General features: G+C 64.1%; 16 protein-coding genes. 6 read left to right on the top strand and 10 right to left on the bottom strand.

All coding sequences use genetic code 11. The features are described from left to right. Positions 1-124: 124 nt before the first annotated feature. The 4 genes from ACVOLR_RS12555 to thpR all read right to left on the bottom strand — a co-directional run bounded on the left by ACVOLR_RS12555 (position 125) and on the right by thpR (position 3,066). Entirely contained in the window at positions 125-1,450 is a 1,326-nt protein-coding gene (locus tag ACVOLR_RS12555; RefSeq protein ID WP_481536720.1) for a virulence factor family protein, read from the bottom strand. A gap of 72 nt (positions 1,451-1,522) precedes the next feature. Beyond that, complete coding sequence (locus ACVOLR_RS12550; RefSeq protein ID WP_481536716.1) at positions 1,523-1,720, bottom strand: oxidoreductase-like domain-containing protein; 198 nt, start codon at positions 1,718-1,720, stop codon at positions 1,523-1,525. Between the two features lie 62 nt (positions 1,721-1,782). After that, complete coding sequence (locus tag ACVOLR_RS12545; RefSeq protein ID WP_481536715.1) at positions 1,783-2,382, bottom strand: HD domain-containing protein; 600 nt, start codon at positions 2,380-2,382, stop codon at positions 1,783-1,785. Between the two features lie 96 nt (positions 2,383-2,478). After that, positions 2,479-3,066, bottom strand: coding sequence for an RNA 2',3'-cyclic phosphodiesterase (gene thpR / locus ACVOLR_RS12540; RefSeq protein ID WP_481536714.1), 588 nt, complete (start codon positions 3,064-3,066; stop codon positions 2,479-2,481). Positions 3,067-3,342: 276 nt separating this feature from the next. On the opposite strand from thpR, the gene ACVOLR_RS12535 reads away from it, so the two are divergent. Further along, complete coding sequence (locus tag ACVOLR_RS12535; protein WP_481536713.1) at positions 3,343-4,437, top strand: tetratricopeptide repeat protein; 1,095 nt, start codon at positions 3,343-3,345, stop codon at positions 4,435-4,437. A gap of 37 nt (positions 4,438-4,474) precedes the next feature. Here ACVOLR_RS12535 and ACVOLR_RS12530 read toward each other — a convergent pair whose 3' ends face one another. Further along, complete coding sequence (locus tag ACVOLR_RS12530) at positions 4,475-4,807, bottom strand: zinc ribbon domain-containing protein YjdM (protein ID WP_481536712.1); 333 nt, start codon at positions 4,805-4,807, stop codon at positions 4,475-4,477. A gap of 357 nt (positions 4,808-5,164) precedes the next feature. Between ACVOLR_RS12530 and ACVOLR_RS12525 the strand changes: the two genes are divergently transcribed. Further along, positions 5,165-6,541 carry an Hsp70 family protein gene (locus ACVOLR_RS12525; protein WP_481536711.1) on the top strand — a complete coding sequence of 459 codons (1,377 nt, stop codon included), beginning with the start codon at positions 5,165-5,167 and terminating at the stop codon, positions 6,539-6,541. Positions 6,542-6,805: 264 nt separating this feature from the next. Here the strand turns inward: ACVOLR_RS12525 and ACVOLR_RS12520 are convergent, their stop codons facing one another. The 3 genes from ACVOLR_RS12520 to ACVOLR_RS12510 are packed head-to-tail and all read right to left on the bottom strand — an operon-like array spanning position 6,806 to position 8,837. Further along, the gene (locus tag ACVOLR_RS12520; protein ID WP_481536710.1) at positions 6,806-7,696 is read right to left on the bottom strand and encodes a DUF4097 family beta strand repeat-containing protein; all 891 of its coding nucleotides are present in this window, start codon (positions 7,694-7,696) and stop codon (positions 6,806-6,808) included. 11 nt (positions 7,697-7,707) lie between these two features. Then, positions 7,708-8,265, bottom strand: coding sequence for a hypothetical protein (locus ACVOLR_RS12515; RefSeq protein WP_481536709.1), 558 nt, complete (start codon positions 8,263-8,265; stop codon positions 7,708-7,710). Beyond that, complete coding sequence (locus ACVOLR_RS12510; protein ID WP_481536719.1) at positions 8,265-8,837, bottom strand: RNA polymerase sigma factor; 573 nt, start codon at positions 8,835-8,837, stop codon at positions 8,265-8,267. Before ACVOLR_RS12510 ends, ACVOLR_RS12515 begins: the two co-directional genes overlap by 1 nt. A 237-nt stretch (positions 8,838-9,074) precedes the next feature. Between ACVOLR_RS12510 and ACVOLR_RS12505 the strand changes: the two genes are divergently transcribed. The 3 genes from ACVOLR_RS12505 (at position 9,075) to ACVOLR_RS12495 (ending at position 11,801) form a co-directional block, all read left to right on the top strand. Continuing rightward, positions 9,075-9,656, top strand: coding sequence for a mechanosensitive ion channel domain-containing protein (locus ACVOLR_RS12505; protein WP_481536708.1), 582 nt, complete (start codon positions 9,075-9,077; stop codon positions 9,654-9,656). Between the two features lie 275 nt (positions 9,657-9,931). Further along, entirely contained in the window at positions 9,932-11,191 is a 1,260-nt protein-coding gene (locus tag ACVOLR_RS12500) for a sugar transporter (protein WP_481536707.1), read from the top strand. A gap of 91 nt (positions 11,192-11,282) precedes the next feature. Continuing rightward, positions 11,283-11,801 (top strand): GNAT family N-acetyltransferase, encoded by a 519-nt coding sequence (locus ACVOLR_RS12495; RefSeq protein WP_481536706.1) that lies wholly within the window; start codon positions 11,283-11,285, stop codon positions 11,799-11,801. 29 nt (positions 11,802-11,830) lie between these two features. On the opposite strand, the gene ACVOLR_RS12490 is transcribed toward ACVOLR_RS12495, so the two are convergent. Together ACVOLR_RS12490 and ACVOLR_RS12485 are read right to left on the bottom strand one after the other, a co-directional pair. Continuing rightward, the gene (locus ACVOLR_RS12490) at positions 11,831-12,094 is read right to left on the bottom strand and encodes a DksA/TraR family C4-type zinc finger protein (protein ID WP_481536705.1); all 264 of its coding nucleotides are present in this window, start codon (positions 12,092-12,094) and stop codon (positions 11,831-11,833) included. A 73-nt stretch (positions 12,095-12,167) separates the two neighbouring features. Then, the gene (locus ACVOLR_RS12485) at positions 12,168-12,722 is read right to left on the bottom strand and encodes a DUF2058 domain-containing protein (protein ID WP_481536704.1); all 555 of its coding nucleotides are present in this window, start codon (positions 12,720-12,722) and stop codon (positions 12,168-12,170) included. A 69-nt stretch (positions 12,723-12,791) separates the two neighbouring features. Between ACVOLR_RS12485 and ACVOLR_RS12480 the strand changes: the two genes are divergently transcribed. Then, a complete protein-coding gene (locus ACVOLR_RS12480; RefSeq protein ID WP_481536718.1) occupies positions 12,792-13,289 on the top strand; it encodes a M48 metallopeptidase family protein in 498 nt (165 codons plus the stop codon). Positions 13,290-13,349: the final 60 nt, after the last annotated feature.

Here is a 13,349-nt window from a genome sequence, read left to right as displayed (position 1 = left end):
GCAGCCGAAGCCCACGCCGTCGGTTCAGGTGGTGGGGTCCGCCGCCCCCAGCGCTGTCGATGACTCCTTCGGGCCGGCCACCGCGCGCCCCCCCCCCCCCCCGCTCCTACAACAGTCAGAACAGCTACGGCCCCTGCACCCGCTGCAGTATCGCCTTCGCCAACCCTTCGTAGTCACCTTCGAAATGATGGTCACCGGGCAGCTTGATCAGCTGCGCGCTACCTGCAGGCAACTTCGGGCACAGCGCATCATCGTCATCCGCACCGTAGATACACAGGGTTCTGTCAGCAGCCATGCGCTGCACCTCCGGCGCGATCGGCAACCCATCATCGCCGCCACTGGAAATCCAATTACTGACGTGAAACTCATAGTCGGCACGCTCGCCCACCGACATCAACGCCGTCATGCGCAGCATCTGTGCGGTGGCCGGCGGCAGCTTGTTGATTGCCGCAGGCAACACATCGGCACCCTGCGAGAAACCGATCAGCATCAGTTTTGGCCGCTGCCAATGGTTGCCGTAGTAACGCGCGATACGGTCCAGATCGGCTGCAAACCCCGCCGGTGTGCGCTCACTCCAGAAGTAACGCAGCGAATCCACACCGACTACTGGAATCCCCGCCTGCGCCAGTGCACCAGCCACATCCTTGTCCAAGCCCGCCCAACCGCCATCGCCGGATACAAACACCGCGAAGGTATCGCCCTGCCCGCTGGTCGGCACTTCAACCAACGGCAAACCGTCCAGATCCTGCGGCACCGCAGGCAGGCTGACGCCACGCTGCGCACCAAGCACGCGTGCTGCCGCGATCTCGCCAGGCAGAGCACTGCCCTCGCGGGTACGGCCGAACTCGCGCGCCCATGGCACGGCATCCATGAAAGCCGTGACGGCCGTCGCCGGGCATGCCTGCGCCTTGCCTGCGCCCGCGTTCAACCAAGGGAAGCGCAACGGCTGCGGCAGCAGCGCGCGGCCCTTGATGGCATCGCCGCAGGTCATCGTGGCGTTAGGCAGCTGGGGGCAGAAACCTTCGGTCAACAAGCCGGCGAACACATCCGGATCGGCCAGGGTCGCGACCGCATACGCCAATGCCGCACCAGCGCCATCACCACCGAGGATAGGCAGGCGGTAGGTCGGCACGTGGTAATACGCCTGCACATAGCGCGAGAAATTCTCCACATCACCTGCCGAGAAGCCGCATTTGCCGCCCTCCTTGGCCAGTACCTGGTACAGATGGCGGGTGTCGATGTCGACCACCATCGCGCCGTCATCGCGCAGCGCCTGCAGCCGCGCCTGATGTCCGGCAGAGGCCGCAGCATCACCGAACCACAGCACTACCCGCTGCGCTGGTCCGCTGGGCAACAGCACCGGCACTTGCTCGAACCGCCCATGGCTGACCTGCTCCGCCATTGCCGGCGGTGCCAACAAGCTCAGCGTCAGCACGTACATCCCCCACATCACACGTGCCATGTACAGGTCTCGATAACTGTGCTGCAAAGCCTACGCCCATGGCGGGCAGAAAGCGCAGGCTCAGGCCTGTGCTTCAGGATGACGCGCAGTCCATTCGGCCAGCTTCTGCCGGTAGGCCAGCAGCTCATCGGTATATAGATCCAGCACGCACAGCGGGCAGCCGCTGCCACAGCATTCGTTCGGACCCGGCGCTTCCGGCGGCTGCGGACGCGGATCGGGATCAGGCATGGCGGGAGCTTGGACAGGCAGTTCGTTCATTACAGCGGCCAGTTCGGCCTGATCAGCAGTGGGACAACCCACATTTTAGCCAAAGCGCAGGCTCAGGCCGTGGCCCGTATTAGGTTTGCACGCGCCGCCGCGTCGTAACGTTCATGGAAGAAGTCGCTGAAAAAGATGCGCGGCTGCGTCAATAGCTTCTTCAGGAAACGCCGCCGGTTGAGCCGGAACAGAAAGCCCGGCACCTTGCCCTGGTATTCCTCCGCAATGCCACGGTCATAGGCATCGAAGACCGCGTCCGGTGCGCCCAGGATCGCCATATCACTGTCCAGGAACAGCGCGGCATCCGCATCCAGCCCGTCGCCGCTCAGGCTGCCATGGCGCGCAGTGAGTTCAATCAGCGCCATCACCCGCGCCACATCCACCTCGGTATCCGGCAGCCAGCGCTCAATACCGGACGCAGCCAGCTGCGCCGAACGTGCCTCGTTGTCACCACGCCCGGCCTCGTAGATCGCATCGTGGTAGAGCACGGCCAGCATTACTTCCAGTGGCTGCCGCCAGCCGGGGCCAGCAGCCACATCGCGGTAGTGCTGCAGCACCGCCTGCACGTGGCCGAAGTTGTGATATGCGCGCGGCGGCTGGGCGTAAGCGGTTTTCAGCTCGGCCAGCAGCGGTGGCGGCAGGGTCTGCAGCAAGTCGTTCATGCCGTCATCTTGGCACGAAGCCGTGCAGCAAGCGTGGCCCCGGGCAAACGCAAGAATCCGCCACGAAACGCTTGCGTTGCTCGTGGCGCAGCGCGCTCAGCCCAGTTGCCAGCGGCCTTCGATCTGATAGCGCCCTTGGCCGAGAAAACTGCGTACCAGCACGAATTCACGCACAAACCAGCGCAGCGGCTGCACCGGCTGAGTCGGCAGGCGACGGCGGTCGTACAGCAGGGTCATATGCGGGGTGAAGCGCGGGTCCAGCTTGCCGCCCACGCCTTGCAGGCAACGCGCCAGCTCCTCGTGCAGGCCGTTCAACAGCTCGGCTCCGTACTCACTGCGCAGCACGAACGGGTTCTGCCTGCTGCCGGCAAAACTGCCCACCTGATCAAAGCAGACCTCAAACTCAGGCATCCGCACCCGTGCTGCTGCCTGCCGCACCTTGGGCAACAGGCTCGGCGGCAAGCCTGCGTAGTCACCGAGATGGTGCAGCGTCACGTGCAGGCGCTCGGGCGCCAACGGCTGCCCGACCAGGCCGTGTTCCTCACGCAGGCCATCGGCTAACTCGGCCACCCGCTCAGCTGTGAGCCCATCAGGCATCACCGCAAAGAACAGGCGTTCGGTTGGAATGTCGCTGCCCAGGCCCAGGGTCATCTGGGCCTCGGTGGAGGAAAGCTGCTTCGTCATGGTCTGGTATCGAAAGCCGGCTGCCGTACCCGCTCCGTCGCGGCGGCCACTACTGTCTTGGGCCGCGGATACTAGCAGACCGCGCCGGTCGCAGCCCGGCCATGGTGAAAAATTAGCCACCACCCGGCGAGCCACGCCGCACAAGGGCTGCCAATAGTTATCCACATGTTTGCACCCTGCTGGTCCACATCCGCTGTGGATTTGTCCCCGGCCCGCTTCCATCCCTCCGCAACAAGCCTACACTGGGCAGGCCGCAGCAAACTCCGGGTGATCGCCATGATCGGTTGGAATGCGTTGGTCCTGCTCGCCGTCAGCAGCGTGGCCTTGGCCGCGCCACCGCCAGTACCCGCACCGGTCCCCAGCCCGGAACAGGTGATGGCCATTCCACCGGAAGTGCGTGCGCTGCTGCAGGAGCGCGTCATCAAGGTCGCCAACTCACCGGAACAACGCCTGCAACGGCTGGTTGAGCTGGTGTTCCGTCCGGACGGGCTGGGCCTGGAGTACGACACCGAAGCCACGTTGACCGTAGCCGAGACCTGGCAACAACACCGTGCCAACTGCCTGTCCTTCACCCTGCTGTTTGTCGCCCTGGCCCGCGAGATCGGCCTGGAGGCGCGCATGCAGGAGGTGGGGCAAGTGGTGTCCTGGTATCAGGACCAGGGACTGATATTCAATGCTGGTCACGTCAATGTCGGCATGCGTGTTGATGGGCGCCGGGCAACCCTGGATCTGGATAGCAACGTGCTGTACGACCGCCGCGGCCCGCAGCCGATCAGCGACAGCCGCGCGCTTGCCCACTTCTACAACAACCGTGGCGCCGAGCAGCTGGCCGCGCGCGATTATCCCGGTGCCCGGGCCTACTTCAACGCAGCGCTGCGAATGGACCCGCGTTTTGTGCCGGCATGGAGCAACCTGGGCGTGCTTGAATCGCGCGAAGACGACCTCACCGCTGCCGCCAAGGACCTGGAAACCGCGCTGTCGATCAACAGCAGGCATGCGCCTGCTCTGCACAATGCCACCAAACTCTACCAGCGCATGGGCGATACGCGGCGCGTGGCACAGATGCAGACGCGACTGGAACAGGTGCGCAAACACGACCCGTTCTATCAGTTCATGCAGGGCAACACCGCCGAGCGCGACGGCGACTACGCCTTGGCCACACACTATTATCGCGAAGCAGTGCGGCTATACGGCAATGCCCACCAATTCCATTTCGGGCTGGCCCGTGCCTATTTCCTCAGCGGCAACAATCGGCTCGCCGAGCGTGAAATGGCACGTGCCCGTGACCTTGGCGGCGACCAGTTACGTGCGGTTTACCAGGGCAAACTGGAAGGCATCCGTCGCCTTGAAGCACGCCACGCGGCGCGCTGAGCGCGTGCCGCTGGCGGCTTGAACAACGCAAGCCGGCTCAGGCCTTGCGCAGGAAGCAGGTCTTCAGCACCAGGCCCTTGATCTTGTCCGAGTTGCCTTCGATGTTCTCGGCATCGTCTTCGACCAAGCGGATGTTGCGGATCACCGTGCCCTGCTTGAGCGGGATCGACGAGCCTTTGACCTTCAGATCCTTGATCACGGTGACGGTATCGCCGGCCACCAGCACATTGCCATTGCTGTCGCGGACCACCAGTGTGGATTCGGCCGCCTCGCCTGCGGTCCATTCATGGCCGCAATCAGCGCAGATCCACAGCGCACCGTCGGCGTAGACGTTTTCCAGCGAGCACTGCGGGCAGGAAGTAACAGACATAGGGGACTCCCGAACATTGAATAACCGCCTATTGTAGCCGTTCAGCAAAAGCCACTCCCGGCAGCGCCGAGCGCAGCGGAAACGTGACTGACCGCAAGCCCGCGCCTCGCAACTGTCGCACGCCCCTACCGGTAAGCGGCAGTGCACGATTCGCAATCCCGGCCGCTGGGCCGACGGTCTGAACGGGCGGATGACCTCTCATTCAGGCAGCGCGCATAGACCGGAAAATCGTGACTCGGTTGGTGATAGCGCAGCCTTGGCGCCCGCGAACAGCGTCTCACGACCCACATGTGAAGCCAGCCGCAGGGAGGCGTAGTAAAGTGCGCGGCCGATTCAACAGCAAGACGCGCAGGCCCCATGAAACTCGGCATCGACTTTGGCACCAGCAACTCGGCCGCCGCCGCCCTTATCGACGGCAAGGTGGTACCCGTCAGTTTTGGTGAGGCCCAGCAGTTCCGCACCACGGTGTACTTCCCCGAGGTGATGCGCGACCCCAACGACTTCGAGCTGACCCCGGCATTGGAAGCGCAGGTCGATGAGCTGATCGAATCCGGCCGCCGTGACGCCCGTGCGGTCGGCAATACGCGCAGCCATGAGCAGCTGCGCAGCGCCGCCCTGCGCGTGGTGCGCCGGCAGTGGATGGAAGAACGTATCCGCGAACCGCGCAGCTCCACCACCCTGCTGCAGAACGCGGTTTACGGTGACGACGCGCTGGAAGCCTATTTCGAAGAGAACGAGGGCAACCTGGTGCAGAGCCCGAAGTCGATGCTGGGCTACAACCTGCATCCGCGTGCCAAGCAGACCATCACCGGCATCGCTACCCACATCCTTGAGCACATCCGCCTGACCGCCTCGCGCCAGCTGCAAAGCAACGTACGCAGCGCCCTGCTTGGCCGGCCGGTGCAGTTCCGCAGCTCGATCGGCGCGGCTGGCAACGACCAGGCGCTGGATATCCTGCGCAGCGCGGCAATGGCAGCCGGCTTTGACGAAGTGGATTTCCTCGAAGAACCCGCAGCTGCCGCCATGCATTACCACGCGGTCAGCAGCGAACGCCACGAAGCGGTGATCGTCGACGTCGGCGGCGGTACCACCGATATCGCCCATGCCAGCGTTGGCGGCAGCGTGGCGCCGCAGATCCACCGCGCCTGGGGTATCGCCCGTGGTGGTACCGATATCGACCTGGCGCTGAGCCTGGCTGGCTATATGCCGCTGTTTGGCCGCGGCATCACCCGCGTACCGGCACACCACTATGTGGAAGCAGCGATGGTGCAGGACATGACCCGCCAGCGTGACTTCCGCCAGCACAACTACGATGCCGTCGATCTACCTTACGGCCCACGCCTGCAGGCCCTGCAGGACACCGGCAATACCGCACGCCTGTACCGCGCCGTGGAGCAATGCAAAATCGCACTGAGCAGCCAGCCGAGCCACAGCAGCGTGCTGGACTTCATTGAAGCAGGACTGTCGGTCGACATCGATGCACCGCATCTGACGGCCGCTGCCGGCGGCTATCTGGGCGAGTTGGAGACGTTGCTGCAGCAGGTACGTGCCGATATTGGCCACGACCCGGTGGCGGTGTTCCTGACCGGCGGCATGTCGCGCGCCGGCTACATCCAGCAAGCAGCGGCAGCGGCGTTCCCGACGGCCAAGCTGGTGCATGGCGACCCGTCATTCGGCGTGGTGCAGGGGCTGGCACTGGCAGCAACAACGAATGCAGCGGCTGCAGCCTTGTAGGAGCGGCGTGAGCCGCGAAGCCGGCAGCAACAAAACTACAGGCGTGTCTGCAATCTGATTGATGTCGCACTTCGCGGCTTACACCGCTCCCTGAGCGGGCATTGCCGACCATGGGTCGGCACTACAGGAACCTCTCCCCGCCCGCAGGATGTGCTGATCAGCGGTTCCTGTAGCGGCGGAAGTCGTGAAGCTGGCCCCCAAAAAGCGCAAAGCCTTACCCCTTCCCAAACCCTCCCCGTTGCTTTGCAAAAGGGAGGGCGCCAATCAACGATCCAGACTCACCCGCACACCGCCCGAATGCGACTGGATGGAAATGTCACCATCGCCGCCACCAATCCGCGCATCCAGATTCTTGCCCGGCCCATAACGCGGGGTCTGCACCTGTCCTACATCCGAGCGGATGCTGCCGCTGAAGGTGCTGACCTTCAACTGCGCCGAGGTGTTGGCCGGCAAGCCCAGCGACACCGAGCCACTCACCGTCTCCAGATTGACCCGGCCGCCGGGCTGCAGACCAGCGCTGCGCACGCCCAGGCTGCCTGATACCGACTCGGCATTGAGGCGTTGCACCTTGGCCAGATCCAGAGTGATTCCACCCGACACGGTATTGGCCGAAACCTCGCCACCGCTGCCACCAGCAGCATTGATCCCACCACTGACTGTTCTGGTCTCCAGCCGCGATGTCTGCAGTTGCGAGCGGATCGCGCCGCTGACCGTTGTCAACTCGGCCTCACCAGCACGACCGTTGGCAGTAATACTGCCGCTGACGGTGGAGCTCTGCAGGCGGCGCAGGTCCACATCGGACACATCCACCATCGCGCTGACAGTACTGGTCTGCAGCTGCGCAGCGCGCGGCACGCGCAGCTCCAGCACCGCGCCACGGCTGCTACGGCTGTTTTGCGGGTAGACCACTTTCAATGCCACCCGGTTGGCACTGCTTTCCACCTCCAGCCGCTGGCCGTCGCCCAATGAGCCGGTGAGCTGCACCTCATTGCGGTCCCAGCCACGCACGGTGACCGAGCCCGCCACATTGCTCAGTTCCACACGACCGCCACTGGACAAGGGCAGGTTGCGATTGACCGCGGTCTGCGCAAATGCGCTGGTCAGTGGGGCCAGCAACAGCACGGTGGCGATCAGATTGCGCATGCAAGCTTTCATCAAATACTCCTTCAAGTCGGAAGTCCGGTCGGGTTCACGCCCTTGCGGGTGAGTTCAAGCCGCAGCGCGTAGGTGCGCTGCAACTGTCCAAGTAGAAATGTGGAGTCAGGGCTCTGTGCGATGGCGCTGCGGATGCTGCCGGCGCTTTCATCCAGTTCACGCAGGGCTGGCTGCAGCTCGGCCGCCAGGTTGTCCTGCGGAATCGTCGCCATCGCCTGCCGGTACTGGTAGGTGATGCTGTTGGCCTGATGCTGCAGGGGGGATTCCTCCACAGCCACCGATGCAATCGGCTGTCGCGGCAACAACGACAGACTGGCCGCGCCAACCAGGGCCACGACCACCGCAGCAGCGGCATAGCGCGGCCAGTGGCGTCGCGGCGGCCGTTTTGTCGGTGCGATATTCAAGGAAGAAACAGGTACAGCATCCGCTTGCAGGGTACGCGGCGCCTGCTCCAGTTCTGCGGCGATACGCTGCCACACCATAGCCGGGGGCACCCGCTCGGCAGGCAGCCCGCGCAAACGCTGCACCAGCTCATCGTCTTGATCGCGATCGTCTTCGTGGTTGTTCATCATGCGTCTCCAAGCCGCGTGCGCAGCAGGCTGCGCGCACGATGCAATTGGGCCTTGGAGCTGCCGACAGCCATCTGCAGTTCCACGGCGATTTCCTGGTGTTTCCAGCCTTCAATGTCGTGCAGTACCAGCACCGCGCGGGCGCGTGGCGGCAGCGTCAACAGCGCGCGTTCCAGATCCATGCCGGTGGCATGGCAGCGTGGGGTATCGGCGATTTCGGCCAATAGGTCCATTCCGGATTCACCGATATCCAGCGATTCAAACGTTGCCGCGCGCAACTCCATCAGCGCCGTATTCACTGCAAGGCGATGCAACCAGGTAGCCAGCGCGCTCTCGAAGCGGAACTGCGGCAGCTTGCGCCAGGCCTGGATGAAGGTTTCCTGCATTACATCCTCGGCCCGCGCGGCGTTGCCGCCGCATAGTCGCCACAGCAAGGCGTACAAGCGCGGCGAGTGGCGCCGGTAGATGCGCTCGTAGGCACGGGTATCACCGGCTGCGGCGGCACGGGCCAGCGCAGCGTCGTCGACGACGGGCGGTGAAGGGACGGCGGTAGTCACGGTGGCGTCGAGCATATCCATTGGATGCGGCAAGCAGGCAAAAGGTTTAAAGCCGGCTCAATTCTTTGCGCAACTGGCCTGTCGACACGCCGCGACTGGCAGCAAACGCCACACTGGCCGACAATCGACGCTCGCCAAACCGTTGCTGCCGATGTTGGGTAGCCCCGTCACTACGCATAGCGCCGCGTTTGCCGCTGACCGGCCGCGCCGCCTCCACTGCACTGAAACACTGACGTACCGCAAGGAAACAGCATGAAGCACTACCTCCCCGCCTCGATGCAGCAATGGATTGACCCCATCAACACTGGTCTGAGCATCCTGCTGATCCTGGTCGTGGCCTGGCTGCTGCGCCTGCTCACCCGCCGCCTGCTGTCCCGGCTGGGTCGGCATTACACGCTGCCGGCGCAGATCGAGATGGCAATCCGGCGGCTGACCAACTTCGTCATCGGCACTGTGGCGCTGGTTGCCATCCTGCAGACACTGAACGTACAGGCCAGCGTGCTGTGGACCGCGTTCACCGGCTTCGCGGCGGTAGGTGCGGTGGCGTTCTTTGCCGCCTGGAGCGTGCTCTCCAATATCTTCTGCACCTTCCTGATCTTCACCACCCGGCCGTTCCGCCTCGGCGACCAGATCGAGCTGCTGGAAAACGGCGAAAAGCCCGGCCTGAAGGGCGTGGTCACCGATATCAACCTGATCTACACCACCCTGCATGAAGTCGGCGGCCCCGCCGAAGGCACGCTGATGCAGATCCCCAACAGCCTGTTCTTCCAGCGTGGCCTGCGCCGCTGGCGCGGAGGCGATGCGACGCCGACCACCGTGCAAGGCGACGGCTGAGCGGGCGCCGCCCGAAGTCAGCAATCGCCCTGGTGCTGGTGCTGGCGCCGGCTTCAGCTCCTGCCTCGGCCCTCGCCTCGGCTCGTCATCCTCGCGAAGGCGGGGGTGACGGCATAAGGCATGGGCCTGAAGCGCAAACCAAAGCCAAAGCCCTCACCCACCTGAACCACAGTGCGCCACCAACCTGCCGATCCACAGCGTTCCGCTCGCGTCCATATCACCCGTGCGAAAATCAGCGGCATTGAGCGACCGGCCCGGTCGCAAGCCCGCACGTAATGTCCTCCTCTCCCAACACCTCCTGCCCTGCCCCGCAGGCAGGCGACGCTTTTGCCGTTGCTGACTCCCAGGATCCGCGCTCTGACTGCCAACGCTGGCTCAGCGTCATCGCCTTGGCCCTGGCGGCATTCGTCTTCAATACCAGCGAGTTCGTCCCGGTCGGCCTGCTGAGCGACATCGGCGCCGACTTCGGCAAGCCAATCGAGCACGTCGGCCTGATGCTGACCATCTACGCCTGGGTGGTCGCACTGACCTCGCTGCCGTGCATGCTGCTGACCCGCAATTTCGACCGTCGCAAACTGTTGCTGGGCGTGTTTGCACTATTCATTCTCAGCCATGTGCTGTCCAGCGTGGCCTGGAGCTATCCAGTGCTGATGGCCAGCCGGGTTGGAATTGCGCTGGCCCATGCCGTGTTCTGGTCGATCACCGCCTCACTGGCGGTGCGTGTGGCGCCGCAGGACAAACGCCCGCAGGCGTTGGGGCTGCTGGCAACCGGCACGTCCGTGGCGATGGTGCTGGGCATCCCATTGGGCCGCATCGTTGGTGAGCTGCTGGGCTGGCGCATCACTTTCATGGCCATCGGCGGCGTCGCCCTGCTGGTGATGCTGGTGTTGGCGCGCTTGCTACCGGCCCTGCCCAGCCACAACAGCGGCTCGGCCAGCAGCATCCCGTTGCTACTGCGCCGCCCGGCCTTGATGGCCTTGTACCTGCTGGTGATGGTGGTGATTTCCGCACAATTCACTGGCTACAGCTATATCGAGCCGTTCGTGCAGAAGATCGGTGGCTTTGATGCGCATGTGACCACGCTGGTGTTGCTGTTGTTCGGCGGCATGGGCTTCATCGGAAGTCTGCTGTTCTCGCGCTATGGACTGCGCTGGCCGCGAGGCTTTCTGCTGACCGCGATCGGTACCCTGGCGGCAAGCTTGTTGCTGCTGCGCACGGGCCTGCACAGCACCTGGCTGCTGTACGCATTGGTCTCGGTGTGGGGCGTGGCGATGATCAGCTTTGCGCTGTCGATGCAGTCCAAGGTACTGAACCTGGCCTCCGATGCCACCGACGTGGCGATGGCCTTGTTCTCGGGCATCTTCAACATCGGCATCGGTGCCGGCGCACTGATCGGCAGCCAGGTCAGCCTGCAGCTGGGCATGCAGCACATTGGGCTTGTCGGCGGCCTGATCGCCACGGCGGGCTGGTTGTGGTGTCTGTTCGCGATGCTGCGCTGGAGCGGCAGTTTCCGGCTTGGCGGTGCGAAGCACTGAGCTGCGGCAGCGCACACGTTTGCAGCGTGTCGGCTGCAGGTATGCTTCCGTCCACGCCCCTGCTTCCGGGGGCGGGCCACAGGGGAAGTACGTGGATCAAGACATCACTTTGCGCGACGCCAACGTCACCGATGCCGACGCACTCAGCACGCTGGTAACGCCGCTGGCGAGGCATCTGTTGGATGCTGATAGCGGCGCCAGCGCGCACGCCTTCCTGGCCTCGTTGACCCCTGCCAGCTTTGCCGAACGGCTGGCTGACAAGGACTTCGCGCATTACCTGGTGGAAGATGCCGGCGCAATCGCCGGCATGATTGCGATACGTGGCCACAGCCATATCCATCATCTGTTTGTCAGCCGCAGTACGCGCAGGCGTGGCATTGCCCGCCTGCTGTGGGAGCACGCACTGCGCGTGCACGGTCGCCGCGAGTACACGGTCAACTCCTCCGAGATTGCAGTGCCGGTGTATGAGCGGTTTGGCTTCATCAGCAAGGCTGCCCCGCAGACGGTCAAGGGCGTGCGGTTTGTGCTGATGGAACGGCCGAGATTGGTGCCACGGGTTGTGCAGAAGCAGTACTTGAATGATGTGCTGCCGGTGCCGGGGAAGAGCTGAGGCCAAAACAACGGCCACAGCCATCGCCCCTAGCGCAACTGACTATCCTTGCTGCCACGCCGGTTATAGCCAGCGAACGTCTCGTCCTCGTCCTGCGCCTGCTGGCAGGCAATGCACAGCCTCACTCCGGGCACGGCCTTGCGCCGCGCCTCGGGAATCAGCGCATCACACTCTTCGCAGTGTTCCAGCCCCGGGCCGCTGGGCATGCGGCTGCGCGCACGCTTGATCGCGTCCTCGACGGTGGCATCAATCTGATCCTGAACGGCGGTATCGCCCGCCCAACCGGTGGCCATGATCGCTGGCTCCGTAATGACCTGGTTCCAGCCTAGCGCAGTTGCGGCAAGGCTGGGTAAACGCCGGTGGAACTCACCACATCAGGTCGTCAGGCACCTGGAACTGGGCGTAGTACGCGTCGTCTTCCGCGTTACCGGTGGAAATCGGCGTGTCAGCGCTCTGGCCGTGATCGAGCACGATCAGGCTGGCGTCACGCTCGCGCACCTTTTCCGCTGCCACGCGCGGCAGCAGTTCGAAACTGTCGCCGTGGCGGGCGATCACCAGCGCGCCATTGGACAACTGGGTACGCAGCGCCTCGGTGACCAGCATCGTGCGGATCACTGCGCCGTCGTTGAAACGGTATTCCAGCTCGCCAGCGCGTGGCAGCTTGCGGTCGGCGATGATCTGCCGGGCCTGCGCGCGCAGCTCGTCGGCGCGGCGGTGGGCGTTGTGCTCGGCGGCCAGCTGGCGGTCCTTTTCGGCTTTTTCGGCACGGGCACGGTCGGCCTCGCGCTGGCTTTCGGTCGCGCTCGCCGGGCCTTTGCCGTGGCGCGCCTTGACCTGCTCGCGCGCCACCTGCGAGACCTGTGACTTCTTCACCAGACCAGCCTTGAGCAGCTGTTCCTGCAGTGGATTACCCTTTGCCATCGTCGTTGTTCATGGTTTTGTTGCCGAGGCTGCCATCATAGCGGCCTGCCCGGTCCCGCCCAAATGCCCATGCTTCCGCTGAAATACCTGAATGGCTATCCCGAACACCTGCAGCAGCGCGCCCGCGAGCTGCTGGACGCGGGCAAGCTGGGCGAAGCCGTACGCAAACGCTACGGCGAGCCCAACACGGTGCGCAACGACCGCCAGCTCTACGACTACGTGCAGGCCATCAAGGAGCGCCACCTGCGCCAGTCGGTACCGCTGGGCAAAGTGCTGTACGACGGCAAGCTACAGGTGGTGAAACACGCCCTGGGCACGCATACCGCCATTTCCCGCAACCATGGCGGCAAACTCAAGGCCAGCCGCGAGATCCGCATTGCCAGCGTGTTCCGGGAGGCCCCGGCCGAGTTCCTGCGGATGATCGTGGTGCACGAGCTGGCGCATATCAAAGAGGCCGACCACAACAAGCCTTTCTACCAGCTATGCCTGCATATGGAGCCGGACTACCACCAGTTGGAGTTCGATCTGCGTCTGTACCTGACCGCCTTGGAACATGAACCCGGTTGAGCCGCCCATCGCCGCGCTCCCGCCACAGCGCTACACTCCCCGCCCTTCGTAGAACTCATT

This window comes from Stenotrophomonas sp. STEN030, from assembly GCF_056759995.1.
Note: the sequence above shows the minus strand (reverse complement) of the source record. Positions and strands in the feature narration are given on the sequence as shown.